This is a genomic window from Nostoc sp. FACHB-152, from assembly GCF_014697475.1.
Classification (GTDB): Bacteria; Cyanobacteriota; Cyanobacteriia; order Cyanobacteriales; family Nostocaceae; genus Nostoc_B.
This window is the reverse complement of sequence record NZ_JACJRV010000003.1, coordinates 109,804-129,379: the sequence shown is the minus strand read 5'-3', so window position 1 is coordinate 129,379 and position 19,576 is coordinate 109,804. Positions and strand designations below refer to the sequence as shown.

The window sequence follows — 19,576 nt, the reverse complement described above, 5'->3', positions numbered from 1 at the left end:
TTATTCAATTAAGTTTTAAAAATAGCAAATCCTCGATCTTGTTGTTGTAATACTTGTGTGGTTAACTCTGACCACATTTCACGCTGGATTTGCTGAAATCTAGGATCGGTACGAATTGCGATCGCAGATCGTTCTGTGGGTAAATCAATCTTAAATTCCTTAACTATTCTGCCAGGACGCGCACTTAGTAAAAATACACGCTCTGAAAGTGCGATCGCTTCATCCAAGTCATGAGTTACCAAAATAAAGGTGCATCCCGTATCACGCCATAATCGCAGAAATTCATCTTGTAAGAGCGCGCGTGTTTGGGCATCCAAACTACTCAGAGGCTCGTCAAGTAATACTACATCGGGTTCATAAATCAACGTCCGAATTAGCAACACGCGCTGCTGCATTCCTCCCGATAGTTCTCTAGGAAAACTATTTTCAAACCCTGATAAGCCATATTTTTCTAACATTGCCAAGGCTTTTCTTCTTCTTTCCGTCCGAGGTACACCACGAATTTCCAGAGGTGCAGTCACATTATCGATGACTGTTCGCCAAGGTAACAAAGTTTGCTTTTGAAATAAATAACCTATTTCTTTAATACCACTCGTATTAAAACTACCATTTATTTCTGTACCAACACCAATTAGTCCTGCAATCACATTTAGTAATGTACTCTTGCCACAACCACTAGGGCCAATTAAGCTCACGAATTCACCAGCATTTATAGTCAAGCTGACATTTTGTAAGGCTTCAATTCGCTTATTCTTACTCCAATAAGAAATGCAGAGATTTTGAGTATTGATTGTCGGGACTGACATATTATTCTCCCTATTACTCTATCAAGCTAACTAAGCACGACGACCTGAAAATTTGTCAAATACCCCTTCAGCATATGGAACTATTTTCTTAATAATTCCTGTGTCAAAAAATACTCTTTGGTCTGCAAGATAAGCTTCCTGACTGATTGAAGCATCTTTAGGAACTGAGCGTTTAAGTTCTGTATTCAGTCCTGTGAGAATAGCGTCTAAATTTTGGCTATCAAAATGTTTGCCCACAACTTTGAGAATTTGTTCTGGTGGGGTTTGATGCATATACGTAAAAGTGCGATTTACAACTTCGACCAATCTTTTCACAGCTTCCGGCTTCTGGTAAGTAACGCGCTCATGACTAAGCCACGCACGAGTCATCGCCTCGTTAGCACCAAAATATTTTTTATGTACGCTGGGATCTAACGCATTCAATAGTTGAAAAACAGTTCCTTCTTTAAGTAGTTTATGAAGGTCGGGCGCACCTGCGATCGCTGCATCAACCTGACGAGATTTGATTAATGTATAAGTAGAAGCGGTTGTACTTTGAAGATATTCAACATCTTTATCGCTCAGACCATTTTGGCGCAGGTATTTGACGAACACAGCCCAACTCCAAGTACCAATTTCACCTGCTGAAATTTTTCTTCCTTTGAGGTCAGCTACGCTCTTAATTTGAGAACGTAAATCAGAACGGACAATTAAGGAAGTATCAACAAGATTACGCCGATTGGCTACAACATTTAAAGGCACTCCTTTTAACCGAGAAAGATAGACGTGTAAAGGTGCTTGGGCTGTGAAATCAATCTCTCCAGCAATTAGCGCATCTCGCATTTTGGCACTACTTTGAAAAGTAATTACTTCCGCATTCAAACCAGCCGCATCAAAATAACCTAAATCCTCTGGAATCCAAACATCAATAGAGTTAATCCCACTCACCGCACCCAATTTAATGCTGATAGTTCCTTGACTAGCAGCAGGCTGATTAATGCTATTACAAGCTTGTGTAGCTAGAGCAGTTGTGACTCCTAGAGAAGCATATTTTAAAAAATCTCTACGTGTGTGCATTTGCTTATCCAAGATTTATTCAATCAGCACTACCCAATCAACAAAAAACGTGGGTTTGCCGGATTCGGGTAAGCCCACGTTTGTAGGGCAAATTAAACACTTAACCAACTGTCAAAACTCGGTTATCAACTATTTGTTGGAATGTAGCATCAGGTTGAATAAGTCCCCACTTCACCATCCAATTGTATGTCCGAGAAAAGTCTTTTTCTGAATATGGTGCGGGGTCTGCGTAGCGCAGGCGATTCTTGCGGAAGTCCGATGGCTCTAAGTGTACAATCTCGTCAGATACGTCATCTATTAGATATTGTACGTAGCGGATTGGGTCTTTTTGCAGATCCTGAACTGCTCGGCGGATGGCTTTGTTAATAGCCTCGAAGCTTTCTTTATCTAGGTCAGGACTAGCAATTTCTAGACCTACATAATGAGCCTCGGCAATAATCTTGTAGCCCAGTTTTTCGGCAACTGTAATCCAAGGTTCCATCACAGCAACCGCATCAACAAGACCATCACGCAAAGCCACAAAGCGGTTGAATTGTTTGGGTTGACTACCACCCTCAATGTGTACTACTTTTATCTCTTCTTGTGGGAGGAAACCTTCAAGAGTTTGGATAGCGATATAGTGAGAACCGTGATGGAAGTTCACACCAACGGGGACGTTAGCTAGGTCTTGAGGAATGTTATAGGGCGAGTCTGGACGTACAATGATGGCTTGGCTTGCAATCGCAGCACGCTTGGCTATTACCTGTCCACCACGGGAACTGTCGTAGGTGCGGCGTACTTGTCCCCACTCGCAAGCGCGATAAAGGGTGCTTTGTCCTTGCTCAAAAAGAGAGGGGCCACCAAAAGAACTGACCAGACGGTGATCTTCAATTAATGTGATATTGGGAGGGCGATCGCCATAGTTCCGTTTGATAAATTCGATCTCTAGCCCTTCTTCCGCAAAGTAGCCTTGATCGCGAGCTACATAGTAAGGCAGTGAAAAAACTGTCCCACTAATCTCATTCGTAATTTTCTTGAGTGCCAAATTTGTGTTACTCAAGGTATAGCTCCTTGCTTATTTGTATAAGTGAGATTTATTCTCCGGTAAATACTAGTATTTAGTCAAGATTAAAAATATTTGTTTACAGTGGGAAGATGAAGGGATGTGGGGTGTAGGGACTCCGTTCTTAAGAACGGAGTTTCAAGCAAGTTAATTTTTTGCCTCTGAATGCTCTCAAAGACCGATTTTTTCGTCACTACTTTTAGCGATCGCCTATTCTAACCAAATTTGTCAAACCCTGTACCCGTAAGCATTTGCCATTTGCGGATGAGTCTAATGCAGATATTTAGATTAAATTAATCCAAATCATACCTTAGAAGTTGACAGAGATTGTATCTTGCTTTCTGCTTGATAGCGATGAAAATCGGCTATTGAATTAATTCCTGAAATCTTTGATCACTACGTACTTTTTTGAAGTCTGGATCAGTTTTAGCTAACTTCTGGAATTTTTTGGGAACTAACTGTGTTGCTGCTTTCAAGTTCTTAATTGCTAATTCTACTTTGCCTTGCAGGGCATAAGTACAAGCTCTGTTGTAATAAGCTTCTGGCTTGTTTGGTTTAATGGCGATCGCTTTATCGTATGATGCTAGTGCTTCTGAATAGCGTTGCAGTTTTGTCAAAGCAATACCGCGATTAATCCAGGCTTCGTGCTTGTTTGGTTTAATAGCGATCGCTTTATTGTATGATGCTAATGCTTCTGTGTATCTTTGCAAGGAAACTAAGGTATTGCCTCTGTTATACCAAGCTTCGTCTTTATCGTTATTGATAGCGATCGCTTTGTCGTATGATGCTAATGCTTCTGTATGTTTTTGTAATTTTGTGAGAGCGATGCCTCGGTTAATCCATGCATCAGCACTTTCTGGTTTAAAAGCGATCGCTTTGTCATATGATGCGATCGCATCTTGATAGCGTTGCTCATCTAATAATCTATTGCCCTGATTAAAGAAATCTTCTGCTTTCTGACTAGCTTTTGCTTCTGTTAGTAGTTGCGAAACATTGATTTCTTGCACTACCTGTTTGGTATTTTCTGTTGATAAGTATGTCCCATTACCGCAGCCATATAGTAAGCCAGTAATTAAGCTAGATGCAGCGAAGCAGCGCCAAAAGACCATGCTATACCTACAGAACCCTTTGTTTGATGTTAAATCATTTTGATATTTCCTAATAGTATCAGGAAACACTCTTTTTTTTGATTAATTTGCTTATGACTTCGATAACCATAATTTGGCTATATTGAGCTATTTTCAAAGCGATTGTGCAAAATTTTACCACATGAGGTTGATAAAAATTAAATTATTACTTTGATTTCGCTTCATTCATCTGCACAAATCCGGCTAAAAATTACATTTATATAATGAATTAATACCTAAGATATAGAAGTTATAGGTGAATTCAACCCTCCAGAATAATGAATAATTCGCGGTTGTGATTTATCATGACCAATCATTGCCTAAAAGTTAATACTAATCAAGATAAATGAATGATTAATATTTTAAATATCTTATAAGGTCTACTATTCATAACATAGTCAAGGTTTAGAAAAAAAATTTATCCCCAAATTTCGGTAAATTTTACAGTTTGATTTATCACAATTTGTGGATGACAATGGTGAAACTAGTGCCACTAATTATTGTGGCTGCTGTATGATAACTGTTGATTAAAGGCAACTTTTTACCTAGTAGCGGTTAACATAGAACAGCTGTTGACCTGAGCCTACTGGGGCAAAATAGAAAGCATGACGATTGAATCTAACTCTCCTAATCTACCAACCCCAGAACCGTTACCAGAACACGAACAGCAACCAGATGATTTTGATAACGGTAATAATAACGATCGCTTAAGTTCAGAAGCATTGGCAGCACAACAGGCTTTAGCTGCGATTTCATCGTTGCAGTCGGCGCAGAGTAACGCAGCCATGCAACAAGCCCGTGGTATTCAGCAACGCCCAGCTTTTCAACTTATAGTTAAGCCCAGGGCTTTGTTGATTACGCTAGTAGCGATCGCCATTACTTTAGTAGGAGTTATCCTCAATAACTGGATCATTGGTATTTGTGGAACTCTGCTGGATGTGGTGTTATCTTTTGTAATCTTGTTACCTTGGTTACAGTATGTCCTCAAAGAATGGTTCTCGCCGGAAGATAGAAGTGTGTTTGTGGGCTTCTTGGGAATCATCGCCGCTATTGTGGGCGTAATTAAATTTAGTGGTATTGGCGATCGCCTGTTAATTTTAGGACGCAAAATTAACTGGGAAGCTTCGGGGACTCTAGCAGAATGGTTTGGGGCGTTGGGACAAATCTCAATTGCAATTATTGCCGTTTACGTAGCGTGGCGACAGTATGTAATTTCCAAAGACCTGACAATTCAACAAAACCTGCTGACAGTTCAACAAAACATCATTACCCAACAGCAGACAATAGATTCGTATTTTCAAGGGATTTCTGATTTAGTCTTAGATGAAGAAGGATTACTAGAAGACTGGCCGCAAGAAAGAGCGATCGCTGAAGGACGTACAGCAGCCATTTTTAGTAGTGTTGATGGCAATGGTAAAGCCAAAATTCTCCGCTTTCTCTCCCGTTCTAAATTGCTGACACCCCTAAAACGCGATCGGCGTTTAGGTCGAGCGATTCTCAATGGTGTGGGTGGTTATGCAGAAGACCGTTTAGAAGGGGTGCGCGTCATTGATTTAGGTGTCATGTTAGCCGCCGCCGACCTTTCTAATACAGATTTGCGTTGGACTGACCTCAGCGAAGCCAATCTTGTGCGCGCAAACCTGAGTGGTTGTGATTTAGTAAAAGCCAACCTTTCCCGTACCATTCTATATGATGCCAATCTCAACGGTGCTGACTTAAATGGGGTGCGTCTATTTTATGCTTCTGTAGAGAAAGCCTCACCCCGCAGCCGCACCCAAGCACCAAATTACCAAACTGGTGAACATACTGGTGCTGTCATCGAGAATGCTGATTTCAGCGATGTACAACGGATGTCTGAGGCTAATCGTTATTATTGTTGTGCTTGGGGTGGGGAAAAAACTAGGTCTACCATTCCTGGTGGTTGTGGGGATATTCCCAATCTGTTGGGGAGATAGAGTGTATGGCGTTTCTGTGTGAAGCTACGCCAAATCGTAGTTTTTTAACGCAAAGGTACGCTGAGGTTAACGCAGAGTTGCGCGGAGGTTTTATTCGCTCTGTCCAAAATAATTAGGCGTATCTTGATAGAGAATTGGTATTACGCAAAAACTCTCTCAAACTCTCATTTCTTAGCGTCTTTTGCGCCCTTTGTGGTTCGTTATTCCATTAATTACATTCTCTCCAGTACTTCAATCCCCAACAAAGACAATCCTAGTTTCAAAGTTCTAGCCGTCAAATTACACAAAACTAAGCGGGATGTGCGTTGTGGTTCTTCTGCATCTAACACCCGCACACCGTGATTGCGATCATAGAACACATTAAACTTTTTACTCAACTCGTAAAGATATTCACATAAACGATGCGGCAATAAATCTTCCTCCACTGTACTAATCACTTCACCAAATTGAATTAAATACTTTGCTAAAGCGAATTCTGTTTCATGCTCTAATAAAACCTGAGCATTATCACCCAACTCCTCAAAGTTAATTTCACCCTTACGGCTAATACCTTGAATCCGGGCATAAGCATAAAGCATATAAGGCGCAGTATTACCTTTCAAATCCAGCATTTTGTCATAGCTGAAAATGTAGTTACTGGTGCGATTTTGGCTTAAATCAGCATACTTAACCGCACTAATCCCAATAACTTCGGCAACATTAGCAATAAATTCTGGTGATTCTGGGCGACTATCTGCTTCTAATCTTGCTTCTAAATCAGCACGGGCGCGAACAACGGCTTCATCTAGCAAATCTCGTAGCCGTACTGTGTCACCAGAACGAGTTTTGAACTTCTTACCATCTTCCCCTAATACTAAACCAAAGGGAACGTGAACTAATTCCACATCATCAGGAATCCAGCCAGCTTTGCGCGCAACTTGGAGGAACTGAGCAAAGTGATTGCTTTGTCCCGCATCGGTGACATAAATGATGCGTTTTGCTTCATCTTGTTGAATCCGGTAGCGCAACGCAGCTAAATCTGTTGTCGCGTAGTTATAGCCACCATCAGATTTCTGCACAATTAATGGTAAAGGTTCACCTTCTCTGTTAGTAAACCCTTCCAGAAAGACAACTTTTGCGCCTTGGTCTTCTACTAGTAAGCCAGATTTTTCTAAATCTTCCACTACTGTAGATAGCAGGGGGTTATAAAAAGATTCGCCGCGTTCATTTATTTGAATATTCAGCAAATCATAAATAACTTGAAATTCTTGCCGCGATTGTTCACACAACAATTTCCAAGCATGAAGCGTATCTTCTGCACCTGCTTGTAATCTGACAACTTCTTGTCTGGCCGTTTCTTGAAAAGCTTCATCCGCATCAAATCGCTGTTTAGCTTTGCGGTAAAAACTAACTAAATCGCCAATATCTAAAGCGTTGGCGGTGGTTAATGCTTCTGGGTAAACTTCGCGTAGATAAGCAATTAACATTCCAAATTGCGTACCCCAATCACCTACATGATTTAACCGCAATACAGCATGGCCGCGAAATTCTAAAATCCGAGCGATAGAATCACCAATAATTGTCGATCGCAAGTGTCCGACGTGCATTTCTTTCGCAATATTCGGACTGGAAAAATCGACAATTTCTTTTTGTGGTGTTTTCGCTTTAGGTACTCCCAAGCGTGAATCTGTGTAAATTCCCTCCAGTTGCGCTTCGAGATATGCTGTTTTTAGTTTCAGGTTGATAAATCCAGGGCCAGCTATTTCTGGTTGTTCGCAGAGTTCCGAGACATCTAATTTCTCAACAATAGCAGAGGCGATCGCTCTTGGTTGCTGTCCTAATTTCTTACTCAGTGACAAAGCAACATTCGCTTGATAATCACCAAATTTAGGATTACTAGCAGGAACTAAAATCGGATCTACTGTGGCGTAATCATCGCCAAAAGCAGCAACCATTGCCTGCCCAAATTTTACCTTTAGTTGTTCTTGTGTAGCGTTCATATAAATATTATCTGTCACAGGCGAAATGTGGCTGTTGAGAAAGAGATTCCCAAAGGCTTGATTATTTTAGCCTTAAAATATAACTAGCTAATCTAACTGAGGAATTTCATGGTACAGTACAACCCCCTCAGCTGTCTTCCATCCTCGGCAGAATTGCCCGACTCTGATGATACACCAGTGGATAACGAACTACAAAACCTGATTCCCAATTTACTGGATGCCATTTTAGCTTTAGCCTGGAGTCAACGCACCGATTGGTTTTTCGGTGTTGATATGGGGATTTATTATGCACCCAACACTCCGCAATTAGTACCTGATGGGTTCCTCAGCTTGGGTGTAGAACGTTTTATTGGTGAAGAGGGGCGTTTAAGCTATGTCCTATGGGAAGAAGATGGGATTGTTCCTATTTTTGCCTTAGAAGTTGTTTCGCAAACTTACGGCGGCGAATACGAAAAGAAAAAAATCGACTACGCGAAATTAGGGATTTTATATTATGCAATTTATGTACCCAGCCGTAGATATCGGCGTAAACGAGAACCTTTAGAAGTTTATCGTTTAGAAAATAGTGAATACATCTTACAACCAGGTTCGCGGGTGTGGATGCCAGAAATTGGTTTAGCACTTGGTCGAGAACGCGGTACTTACTTGGGAAGAACGCGCGAGTGGTTATATTGGTATGACGAAGCTGAACAGAGATTACCCACACCAGAGGAGTTAGTGCAGCAAGAAAGGGAACGCGCACAACAAGAACAACAACGTGCTGAACGACTGGCGCAAAGATTACGGGAGTTGGGTATTAACCCAGATGAGATTTAAAGGGCGGCGAAATTTATATAGCAGCGATTAAAGGTGTCCAGATCCCTGACTTATCAAAGAAGTCGGGGATCTATCTTCTCAAGAATAATTTCACTACCCTTAAGATTTTACTGACGAGTCGCTTCTAGTAGGCGGGAGAAATAAAAGCGCGTTTTAGTCATTTCTTGGCGTTGCACTGCAAAGCCATTCTTTTCTAAAATTTTCAGCACATCAGCTTCCCGATGCAAATAGGCGCGAGTTGTCTTACTTGCTCCCGGAAAGAAACTGCCAATTTTTTTGAGTAGGCTGAGGGCGCAGGTTTTTGGGGCAAAGCTAATAATTATCCGTGACTGTGCCAAAGAACAAAGGTGAGAAATCATCTCATCAGCTTTTTCTTGGGGATAGTGGATAAGAACATCCAAGCAAATCACAGTGTGATAGCTACCGCTTAAAGATTCTAAATCTTGTACGGCAAAGTTAGGATTTGTGGAGTTACCCAAGGTTTCTAAGGCTCTTTTTTTGCCTTCTTCCACCATTTTTTCGGAAATATCGCTGGCATAAACTTTTGCGCCTTCTGTAGCTAGGGGAATGCTCAGACTACCTACACCACACCCAGCATCGCAGATTGATAGCTCAGATAAATTGCCATCATTTTTCAGCCAGCCGATAACTTTATCCACTGTTTGCTGGTGTCCATAGCGAATGTCTAGTTGAACTTTGTTGACTTCGCCATCACCATAGATCCGCTTCCAGCGGTCAAACCCTGTGGAATTGAAATATTCGCGTACAATCGTTTTATCGTCGGCTGCGTTCATAAACTTCGATTTTTAAGGGTTCCCGATCCTTAAAGTTATCATTGAAGCGAACCGACAAGAGCGATCGCTTCCACAGATTTTTTAGAATAGTTTTCAAGACACAGCAATTTCACCAGTTGATTGACTATCTAAATCGATACAAACCAATTTGTCTGGTGTACTTTATTGTATTCTGGATAACTTATAAATTTTACTGTGAACCATTCTAGATGTAGAGAATAATAATTCAAATAGGAAGATACAATTAGTTCAAGCATAAATTAAATTTAATATTACCACTTTATAGCAAATACAAACCTCAGCACCCCATCATTTTCATGATGGGGTTTTTTCTGTTAATTAAAGCGAGTTCAACTTATTAGCTTCACTTCCTTTGATAGATGCTTTTTTAATAGCCATAGATATATTTTAAAAACTAAGAAATATTTTTTTCATAAATCAAAGCGAATTTTTTAGGATAAGAAAGTATGCAATTCGCAATTGAATGTAACACTTTAAAAAAACAGCAAATGTGCTTAATATGTCATCACCCGTTTCAGATGGGAGCAGCAAGATTAGTTGTGTGTAGCAATCAGGGTGATAGCTATGGCGATGTTTGTCCTGAATGTATAAGTAGAGGCGGTAGTTGGATTGGCAGCCAACTGAGACAGATACAAGATGCGATGATCCCAAACTAAGGGGCTATTAAAATTGTTGATTTAAGATTTTGGATTGCCAGAAAGTTAATTTATAACTTTTTAAGCAATCCATATATCAAAATCATTCTTCAAATTTGTAGAACTATAATCGTTGCCAAGTTAGTGCTTTTGTGGAGTCATCCCAATGCCAACGTAATAAATTGGCGCGTTGATGTGGGGAAATTATTGGCAAACCTATGGCTTTTCTAGGTGCGTTAGTAGCCAGCGTGATCGCTTTTTCTACGTCACAAATTCCCCATTTCACCAAGTTTTGTACCCCCACTAATAACGATAAAGTTGTGCCTGATAATGTGCCATCTCGCAGTCGGGCTGTACCGTTTTTCACTTCAATTTGGCGGTTGTCCCAAGGATACAAACCATCAGGTAATCCTAGTGGCGCGAGGGCATCACTGACTAGAAAAAGTTCTTCAGTAGCCCGCAGCAGAATTTTCAGCATTGTCGGTGCAACGTGTTGTCCGTCGGCAATAAAACCACACATTACATTGGGATTCACAATTGCTGCCCCTAATAATCCTGGTTCACGGTGATGTAAAGGCGGCATGACGTTGAAAGCATGAGTCACCATCGTTGCGCCTAAATCAAAAGCTTGTTGTGCTTGGGCTGCTGTTGCCTGAGAATGTCCTAAACTGACGGTGATTCCTAAAGAACGCAAATATGGTATGACTTTGCCTGTAGAGTCTAATTCTGGTGCTAGGGTGATGACTTTCACCACAGAGGCATAATCACCCAATACCCGTTTTATTTCGTCAATTGTTAGAGGTAAGAGATACTCTGCCGGATGTGCGCCGCGCTTTCCGTAATTCAAAAATGGGCCTTCCAGATGTGCGCCTAAAATTTTCGCGCCTGCTGTTTGACTAGAAGCAAAATCAGCAATAATAGCAAGCGATCGCCCTAAATTTTCGACTGAAGTAGTTACTAATGTCGGCAAATAAGCATCAACCCCTAAATCCCACAAATATTGAGATATTTCCGGCAATTTCTGGGCATTTTTCTTTGTTAATTCTGGAAAAGCCAAACCTAACGCACCGTTAATCTGTAAATCAACGCCACCTAATGAAATCCAATCCCCAGCTACATCCCATACTTGTAAATCAGGGGTAGGAACCCGTTTAAATACTGTTCCCATTGGCAAGATTTGTTCAATTACACCTTCGTGATTAACTAATAGCCTCTGTAAATCTTGATAACCAGGTACACGCGCATTGATAATATCTACGTTTGTAACGATAGGTGTTTTTGCTTGAGTCATTACTTTGGACTGAAAGTAGCTTAGTCTGAAACGATTGTAGATCTAGCAATCAGCCTCTAATCAAAAATCCAAAATCAAAAAGCCAAAATTTTATGTCTCCCCTTGTCGGTATTATCATGGGCAGCGATTCTGATTTGCCCACTATGAAAGATGCGATCGCAGTTTGTGCAGAGTTTGGTGTCGAAACGGAAGTGGCGATAGTCTCTGCCCATCGTACCCCAGAACGGATGGTGCAATATGCCCAAACAGCCCATCAACGGGGTATTAAGGTCATTATTGCAGGTGCAGGCGGTGCCGCTCATCTCCCCGGAATGGTAGCCTCTCTCACACCCTTACCTGTAATTGGTGTACCTGTTGCCACCCGTAATTTACAAGGTGTTGATTCTCTATATTCTATCGTGCAGATGCCAGCAGGTATCCCAGTAGCAACGGTAGCGATTGGTAACGCTAAAAATGCGGGGCTGTTAGCTGTGCAAATTCTTGCCACTCACCAACCAGAATTACTCGAAAAAGTACAGCAATATCGCCAATCTCTATCCCAATTAGTTATGTCAAAACAAGCCAAATTAGAACAGCTAGGCTATGAACAATATTTAAAAGAGGAATTATAAGCGCATTTAGACGTGATTTGAGTGCATTAACCTTGATATTTATGCACTGAGTTTTGACACACAATATCCGTGCATAAACCCTGATAAATATATTTAAGCAATGATTGTTACTACATAATTAAAGTAACAATCAATTTATTTTTTGTATGAAAACTTAATATTTTTTGTTAAAACTCCTTATGGATGAGGATAAAACCCTTCATGGTAAAGGATGTAGTTGCTGACTCTAATCACTTCAGAGTAATAAAAAAAACTAGCTTCAGAAAACCGTATCTAAAGATACAGAATTGCCTTATTGATAAATAGAAAATCAATCAAATTTATTCATGAGTTCACCAATGTTGCCAATTTAGATGCATTTTAATAATTATTCTCAGCTAATGCTTAATAAGTTCATAGTATAAAGTTTCAATAGTTTTGATGTATTGTGCCGCCAATGTGCCACTTTTTCTGTAATTTTTGTCAGGAATTCTGTTGACAGTTGTCAGCCATTAAGCAGTTAAGCCCAATAATTAAAGATTAGGTGAAGTATACTTGACTGTTTCGGATAATACATAATAATTGCTTAAGGATAACAGTAAGCAAATTTTACAGAGTGCCGTTAATTTTCTAAAGTCCTATTTGGGTTATGTGGCTTTCTGGCGTGGAGACAAGTGGTTTAAGGATAAATATCAAAAACCATTACATCTAACTTCGAGCATTAGTTTTTTTTGCTCGATATGTTTTTACTTTCAGGATAGTTTGGAGGATGGTGTTCAAACTCATGCAAAGAAATAAATCGAGAACAAAAATTAGGCGATTATCTGCCAGAAATTCTGCCAAAAAAACACAATTTAACTCAAAAGTCAAGAGAATAAATTTAGCAATTAAGCAACTTTCTCCAAATTGGCAAGCTTGTTTGCCTTTAGCTTGTCTAATTGTATTAGGTTGGGGTTATGCAGCCGTTGCTCAAACCCCTGCACCCGCAGGCCCAACAACAGCAGAACTTAAAGTTGCTATTGATACATTGTGGGTAGCGATCGCTGCCTTTTTAGTATTCTTTATGAACGCCGGTTTTTGTATGTTAGAAACCGGGTTTTGCCGTCAGAAAAATGCTGTTAACGTTCTCGCCAAGAATTTAATTGTATTTGCCTTATCGACCGTAGCATTTTGGGCGATTGGCTTTGGCTTAATGTTTGGCGACGGCAATGACTTCATCGGACTGAATGGCTTGTTCCTATCAGGAGCAGATAACAGTCCTGCAACCGGAGATGCTTATCAAGGTGTGTTTAGCGCACTCAGTTGGGCAGGGGTTCCTTTAGCTGCCAAGTTCTTATTCCAGTTAGTATTTGCTGGAACCGCAGCCACAATTGTGTCGGGTGCAGTTGCCGAACGTATTAAGTTTGTTGACTTCTTAATTTTCAGCCTGTTACTTGTAGGTATTGCCTACCCCATCACTGGACACTGGATTTGGGGCGCTGGTTGGCTGGCAGATAGGGGTTTTTGGGATTTTGCTGGTTCTACAGTAGTTCACTCCGTTGGAGGTTGGGCTGCATTGATGGGAGCCGCATTTCTTGGGCCACGCATCGGTAGATATCAAGATAAACAAGTGGTGGCCTTACCAGGGCATAACATGAGTATTGCCACCCTGGGTTGCTTGATTTTGTGGTTGGGCTGGTTTGGTTTCAACCCTGGCTCTGTCATGGCTGCTGACCCAAGTGCAATTACTCACATTGCTTTAACAACCAACATGGCAGGTGCAGTTGGTGGGATTGCAGCTACTATCACCGCTTGGTTGTACTTAGGTAAGCCAGACTTATCGATGATTATTAACGGTATTTTGGCTGGTTTGGTAGGCATTACAGCATCTTGTGCTTACGTCAGCATTCCTAGTTCAATAGTTATTGGCTTGATTGCTGGCATTTTAGTTGTTTTTGCTGTACCGTTTTTTGACAAAATCGGTATTGATGACCCAGTAGGTGCTACCTCAGTTCACCTAGTTTGCGGTGTTTGGGGTACTTTAGCTGTTGGTCTATTTGCAGTCGGCCCTGGTGTTTACTCTTGGTATGGTGAAGGACTTGGCCCTGCTAAAGGTTTATTTGCAGGTGGTGGTTTAGGCCAGTTTATTACTCAATTCTTAGGTGCTGCCGCCGTAGGTGGTATGACAGTGCTTCTAAGTAGTATTTTTTGGCTAGTGCTGAAAGCTACTTTAGGTATTCGAGTCACCAGAGACGAAGAGTTAGAAGGTTTAGATATCGGTGAACATGGTATGGAAGCCTACAATGGGTTCCTCAAAGAAGCTAGTCCTAGTGGATTTTCTGAAGGCACAAATTCAGGAGAAATTTCCCCAAGTAGTGATTTACCAAGTACCCTGTAAGTTTATAAATATCCAGTTTTATTGCTGACCTATATCCGCCTCTACAACTTTTGCCTTTCATGTAGAGGGCGGTTTTCTTAATATTTAAAATTTTTATTTAAAAATAAAAAGTTTAAATTTACAACTATAGTTTTTTTGTATGATCAAGTCTCTAGTTTATTTTGTCTGGACTGGTTTATTTGAACTGGGAGGCTGTTATCTAATTTGGTTGTGGTTGCGGCAAGGTCAGTCAATCTGGTTAGGAATTTTGGGTGGAATTACTTTAACGCTTTATGGCGTAATTTCTACTCTTCAAGAGGCAAATTTTGGTAGAGTCTATGCAGCTTATGGCGGTGTATTTATTGCAATGGCTATGCTTTGGGGTTGGCAAATAGATAAAGTCACTCCAGATAATTACGACTTATTTGGTACTTTCTTAGCATTGCTTAGTGTTTTAGTTATCATGTTTGCACCCCGAAATTAAATACAATTTCTGTTGTTATTTTTTGCTGCTTTGAATTAAAAATAAATTCTTTACAGAAGTTAGCACAATAACTTAGTTAGAAAAATTATTTTCTGTCCAAACAAAATGCTATTAGTAGAACAAAAAATGCGAGAATTGCATCAATACAAATTCACTAATGTCTTGGCAACTGTCATAAGAATTATATTTTTGTTAATTCTTTGAAAAAAATTCGGTTGAGTAACTTTCAAGACAAAAAGGAGTTGCAAAAAAGTATGAAATGTATTTTAGTATACAAAAAATCTTGACTTGTGGGAGAAGGGGAAAGAAGTGTTGAAGAAAGTTTTCACGATCGCTGCTATTACTCTATTACTTTTAGCTTGGCCACTCACGGGCAATGCTTTTGCTCAATCACCAGCAGCAGCCACCGCTCCACCTGCTGCTGATACAGGAGATACAGCATTTATGCTAATTTCATCAGCATTAGTTTTGCTGATGACACCAGGATTAGCATTCTTTTACGGTGGATTTGTGCGATCGCGCAACGTCCTCAACACCTTGATGATGAGCTTTGTGTTGATGGCAATTGTTGGCGTTACCTGGATTTTGTGGGGATACAGCCTGGCCTTTGCACCAGGGAATGCGATTATCGGCGGCTTACAGTGGTTAGGGTTAAGCGGCGTAGGGCTAGAAACTACTAATTATCTTCAGGGTTCAGAACCCAAAGAGGTAGTTTCTTATGCCGCAACAATTCCTCATCAGGCATACATGATTTATCAAGCCATGTTTGCCATTATCACCCCAGCATTGATTTCCGGAGCGCTCGCAGAACGCATGAGTTTCCGTGCCTACAGTCTATTTGTCTTGCTGTGGTCAACCTTTGTTTATAGTCCCCTAGCTCATATGGTCTGGGCAAAAGGTGGATTTCTGGGCTTGTATGGTGGTTTAGGCGCGCTCGACTTTGCTGGTGGTACAGTCGTTCATATTAGTTCTGGTGTTTCTGCATTAGTTGCAGCAATAGTTCTTGGCCCACGCAGAACTCACCCCGACCGCCTCAGCCCTCCGCACAACGTTCCTTTCATCTTGTTAGGTGCTGGTTTGCTGTGGTTTGGTTGGTTTGGCTTCAACGCTGGTAGTGCTTTATCTGTTTCTAGTGGAACTTCTGGTGATTTAGTAACTAATATAGCTACCACCGCCTTTGTTGCCACCAATACTGCTGCTGCTGCTGCTGCTTTAATGTGGTTAATTTTAGAAGCAACGCTACGGGGTAAACCAACTGCCGTAGGTGCAGCTACAGGTGCAGTTGCAGGTTTAGTAGGGATTACACCAGCCGCAGGATTTGTTACACCTTTAGCCGCGATTTTAATTGGTTTTATCACCTCCTTCGTCTGCTTCTATGCTGTGAGTTACAAGCATAAACTGCAAATTGACGATGCTTTAGATACCTATCCCGTGCATGGTGTTGGTGGTACAGTTGGGGCAATTTTAACCGCCGTCTTTGCTACTACCCAAGTTAACGGCGGTGGTAAAGATGGGGTATTGCGTGGTAACTTTGGCGAACTAGGAGTAGAACTAGCAGCAATTTTAGTCGCCTACGCGATCGCCGCAATTGGTACTTTTATTATTCTCAAAGTTATCGATGCTACAGTTGGTCTGCGAGTCAAAGAAGAAGCCGAGGTACAAGGTTTAGATATTAACGAACACGGCGAAGAAGGTTACAACTCTGAATTTGGCGGCGATCGGCCAATCATGTCAGGGGATAACTAACAAGTGACAAAACTAAAAGCTTGATATAGCAGTCCTATTTAATTTGCAAAAATCGCGCTTGCTCAGATCCCCGACTTCTTATAGAAGTCGGGGATCTTGTTGTTCACGAATGATTTTAGGAATGCGATCGCACTTCTGTGTAAAAGCAATTACAAAAAATAGTGTAACTTTTCAAAACTAACGTATAAAATTTGAGTCAAATTAATGGCATTCACTAGCCGTGACCACTTCTTTAAAAACCTTCCCTATTTGGGCATTCATCTCATTGGCAACCAACGGCATACTCATGTTGGCGGTCATCCTGCTAATTTTGCAACGTCAGAGATTGATCGCCGTTTTTGGTAGTTTGCCGCAGCAATCAACAATCACATCCCAAGCTGCACCTGAATTAGGCCGCCGTCATCAACTCAATTACCAGCAGTGGTTGGATATTCTCAAACAAGAAGCTCAAGCCGCCACTGAGCAAAATCCTCAGAATTTAAGCATCCTAGTAGGAGATTCTATCAGTCTGTGGTTCCCTGTAGAATTATTACCAGAAAATAGATATTGGCTCAATCAAGGAATTTCCGGCGAAACCAGCACTGGACTATTAAAAAGATTAGATATATTTGATCGCACCAAACCAGAAGTGATTTTTGTCATGATTGGGATTAATGACCTGATTCGTGGAGAAAGCGATGAAGTCATTTTAGAGAATCAACGGCAAATTATGCGATACCTCCGTAAAACGCATCCCACAGCCCAAGTTGTAGTGCAGTCGATTTTGCCACATGGTGCAGAAGAAGCAACTTGGGTAGGACGAGATAAACTTTTAGCTGTTCCCAACAATCGCATTCGCCAATTAAATCAACAAATCCAACTAATAGCTACCAAACGCGGCGTAAAATATTTGGACTTGTATCCTTTGTTTGCTAATCAACAAGGCAATCTCCGTCCCGAACTTTCTACTGATGGTTTACACCTCAGCCCAGCCGGCTATCTAGTTTGGCGCACTGCATTGCAGATTTATACTCAATCAGGGAATAGGGAATAGGCAATAGGTTACAGGGGACAGGAATGTATGGGTATAGGGGAGAATAAGCAATGACAAATGACTATTGACTATTGACACCCTTCTAAATTGTGTCTCCACGCGCGAAAATCAGATAGAGGAGACACCACAAAATTAAACATGGATACAAAAGCTTTTAAACGTACACTCCAACATTCAGAAAATTACAATCGCAAAGGGTTTGGTCATCAAGCAGAAGTCACAACCCAGTTGCAATCTGAATATCAAAGCAGTTTGATTCAAGAAATCCGCGATCGCAATTACGTCCTCGAAAGTGGTAATGTTACCATCCGACTAGCCCAAGCCTTTGGTTTTTGCTGGGGTGTAGAACGTGCTGTGGCAATGGCCTATGAAACTCGTCAGCACTTCCCGACAGAACAAATTTGGATTACTAACGAAATTATCCACAATCCTTCTGTAAATCAGCGAATGCAGGAGATGGCAGTTAAATTCATTCCTGTAGAAACAGGTAAAAAAGACTTTTCGGTTGTGGAGACAAATGATGTAGTCATCCTACCTGCATTTGGAGCCAGCGTTCAAGAAATGCAGATATTACACGATAAAGGCTGCAAAATAGTTGATACAACTTGTCCTTGGGTGTCTAAAGTTTGGAATACCGTTGAAAAGCACAAAAAAATCGATTACACCTCAATTATTCACGGTAAATATAAACACGAAGAAACTGTTGCTACTAGTTCCTTTGCAGGTAAATATTTAATTGTTTTGAATTTAAAAGAAGCACAATATGTTGCCGACTACATTCTCAAAGGTGGTAATCGAGAAGAATTTTTACAAAAATTTGCCAAAGCTTGTTCCGCAGGATTTGACCCAGATCAAGATTTAGCACGGGTGGGTATTGCTAACCAAACCACCATGCTGAAAGGTGAAACCGAGCAAATTGGCAAGCTTTTCGAGCGTACTATGATGCAGAAGTACGGCCCGGCTGAGTTAAATGAGCATTTTCAAAGCTTTAATACCATCTGTGATGCTACCCAAGAACGGCAAGATGCCATGTTGGAATTAGTACAACATGATTTAGATTTAATGGTCGTGATTGGTGGATTTAACTCATCGAATACCACGCAACTACAGCAAATTGCCTTTGAAAGGGGTATTCCTTCTTATCATATTGATTGCGTAGAACGAATTAAATCTGGTAGTGCTATAGAACATCGACAGCTAAATGGGGAATTAGCGATCGCGCAAAATTGGCTACCAGCAGGTAAAATCGTCGTCGGCGTCACTTCCGGTGCATCCACCCCAGATAAAGTCGTTGAAGACATAATTGAAAAGATTTTTACCCTCAAAGCCTAGAGGATGTTTGTCAAATACCAGACTGTATCAAAATCACCCAGTCCCCCTTCCAAGCTACGGTGTACACACAAGCCCCATTACCCCCCTTAATCCCCCCTTATAAAGGGGGGAAACCGAGAAATCTAGTTCCCTCCCCTTTCCAAGGGGAGGGTTAGGGTGGGGTAATTCCAGAACTGGTAGTACATTAGGAGTTCTAAACCTCTTTAAAGGAGTTCCGAGCCTCATTAATGAGTATCAAAGACTCATTAAAGGAGTTCCGAGCTTCATTAAAGGAGCTAAAAGCCTCATTAAAGAAGCTCAAAGATTCATTAAAGGAGTTCCGAGCCTCATTAAAGAAGCTCAAAGCCTCATTAAAGGAGAAATAAGCCTCATTAAAGAAGTCCAAAGCCTCATTAAAGGAGAAATAAGCCTCATTTACGACAATAAAACACTCGTCATCGTCAACGCAATTACGAATAAGACTGACGCAAAAATCTTCTGCCACTCTTATTCCTCCGTGTCCTCTGCGTCCTC

Annotated in this window: 17 protein-coding genes; 9 read left to right on the top strand and 8 right to left on the bottom strand. The window is 41.0% G+C overall.

The features are described 5' to 3' along the window. Positions 1-8: 8 nt before the first annotated feature. From H6G76_RS04390 to H6G76_RS04375, 4 genes are all read right to left on the bottom strand, one after another. A complete protein-coding gene (locus H6G76_RS04390; protein WP_190695897.1) occupies positions 9-806 on the bottom strand; it encodes an ABC transporter ATP-binding protein in 798 nt (265 codons plus the stop codon). A gap of 30 nt (positions 807-836) precedes the next feature. Then, positions 837-1,862, bottom strand: a complete 1,026-nt coding sequence (locus H6G76_RS04385; RefSeq protein WP_190695894.1) for an ABC transporter substrate-binding protein — start codon at positions 1,860-1,862, stop codon at positions 837-839. 100 nt (positions 1,863-1,962) lie between these two features. Beyond that, the gene (locus H6G76_RS04380; protein ID WP_190695891.1) at positions 1,963-2,901 is read right to left on the bottom strand and encodes an ABC transporter substrate-binding protein; all 939 of its coding nucleotides are present in this window, start codon (positions 2,899-2,901) and stop codon (positions 1,963-1,965) included. A 368-nt stretch (positions 2,902-3,269) separates the two neighbouring features. After that, on the bottom strand, positions 3,270-4,013 hold the full coding sequence (locus H6G76_RS04375) for a tetratricopeptide repeat protein (protein WP_190695888.1): 744 nt from the start codon (positions 4,011-4,013) through the stop codon (positions 3,270-3,272). Between the two features lie 623 nt (positions 4,014-4,636). Between H6G76_RS04375 and H6G76_RS04370 the strand changes: the two genes are divergently transcribed. Beyond that, entirely contained in the window at positions 4,637-5,986 is a 1,350-nt protein-coding gene (locus H6G76_RS04370) for a pentapeptide repeat-containing protein (RefSeq protein WP_190695885.1), read from the top strand. A gap of 212 nt (positions 5,987-6,198) precedes the next feature. Here the strand turns inward: H6G76_RS04370 and argS are convergent, their stop codons facing one another. After that, positions 6,199-7,965, bottom strand: coding sequence for an arginine--tRNA ligase (gene argS / locus H6G76_RS04365; RefSeq protein WP_190695882.1), 1,767 nt, complete (start codon positions 7,963-7,965; stop codon positions 6,199-6,201). A gap of 108 nt (positions 7,966-8,073) precedes the next feature. Between argS and H6G76_RS04360 the strand changes: the two genes are divergently transcribed. Further along, a complete protein-coding gene (locus H6G76_RS04360) occupies positions 8,074-8,781 on the top strand; it encodes a Uma2 family endonuclease (RefSeq protein ID WP_190695880.1) in 708 nt (235 codons plus the stop codon). 107 nt (positions 8,782-8,888) lie between these two features. Here H6G76_RS04360 and bchM read toward each other — a convergent pair whose 3' ends face one another. Beyond that, positions 8,889-9,575, bottom strand: coding sequence for a magnesium protoporphyrin IX methyltransferase (gene bchM, locus H6G76_RS04355; protein ID WP_190695877.1), 687 nt, complete (start codon positions 9,573-9,575; stop codon positions 8,889-8,891). Between the two features lie 467 nt (positions 9,576-10,042). Between bchM and H6G76_RS04350 the strand changes: the two genes are divergently transcribed. Then, positions 10,043-10,252, top strand: a complete 210-nt coding sequence (locus H6G76_RS04350; protein ID WP_190695874.1) for a hypothetical protein — start codon at positions 10,043-10,045, stop codon at positions 10,250-10,252. 103 nt (positions 10,253-10,355) lie between these two features. Here H6G76_RS04350 and nagA read toward each other — a convergent pair whose 3' ends face one another. Next, positions 10,356-11,522 carry an N-acetylglucosamine-6-phosphate deacetylase gene (nagA, locus tag H6G76_RS04345; protein ID WP_190695872.1) on the bottom strand — a complete coding sequence of 389 codons (1,167 nt, stop codon included), beginning with the start codon at positions 11,520-11,522 and terminating at the stop codon, positions 10,356-10,358. A gap of 92 nt (positions 11,523-11,614) precedes the next feature. Here nagA and purE point away from each other — a divergent pair, with 92 nt between their 5' ends. From purE to H6G76_RS04315, 6 genes are all read left to right on the top strand, one after another. Then, positions 11,615-12,133, top strand: coding sequence for a 5-(carboxyamino)imidazole ribonucleotide mutase (gene purE / locus H6G76_RS04340; protein WP_190695869.1), 519 nt, complete (start codon positions 11,615-11,617; stop codon positions 12,131-12,133). Positions 12,134-12,896: 763 nt separating this feature from the next. Next, the gene (locus H6G76_RS04335; protein WP_190695867.1) at positions 12,897-14,489 is read left to right on the top strand and encodes an ammonium transporter; all 1,593 of its coding nucleotides are present in this window, start codon (positions 12,897-12,899) and stop codon (positions 14,487-14,489) included. 139 nt (positions 14,490-14,628) lie between these two features. After that, entirely contained in the window at positions 14,629-14,952 is a 324-nt protein-coding gene (locus H6G76_RS04330; protein WP_190695865.1) for a YnfA family protein, read from the top strand. Positions 14,953-15,261: 309 nt separating this feature from the next. Beyond that, the gene (locus H6G76_RS04325; RefSeq protein WP_190695863.1) at positions 15,262-16,698 is read left to right on the top strand and encodes an ammonium transporter; all 1,437 of its coding nucleotides are present in this window, start codon (positions 15,262-15,264) and stop codon (positions 16,696-16,698) included. A gap of 220 nt (positions 16,699-16,918) precedes the next feature. Further along, a complete protein-coding gene (locus H6G76_RS04320; protein ID WP_190695861.1) occupies positions 16,919-17,731 on the top strand; it encodes a GDSL-type esterase/lipase family protein in 813 nt (270 codons plus the stop codon). Positions 17,732-17,869: 138 nt separating this feature from the next. Then, entirely contained in the window at positions 17,870-19,063 is a 1,194-nt protein-coding gene (locus H6G76_RS04315) for a 4-hydroxy-3-methylbut-2-enyl diphosphate reductase (RefSeq protein ID WP_190695860.1), read from the top strand. Positions 19,064-19,256: 193 nt separating this feature from the next. Here H6G76_RS04315 and H6G76_RS04310 read toward each other — a convergent pair whose 3' ends face one another. Beyond that, a complete protein-coding gene (locus tag H6G76_RS04310; protein ID WP_190695858.1) occupies positions 19,257-19,547 on the bottom strand; it encodes a hypothetical protein in 291 nt (96 codons plus the stop codon). Positions 19,548-19,576 lie beyond the last annotated feature (29 nt).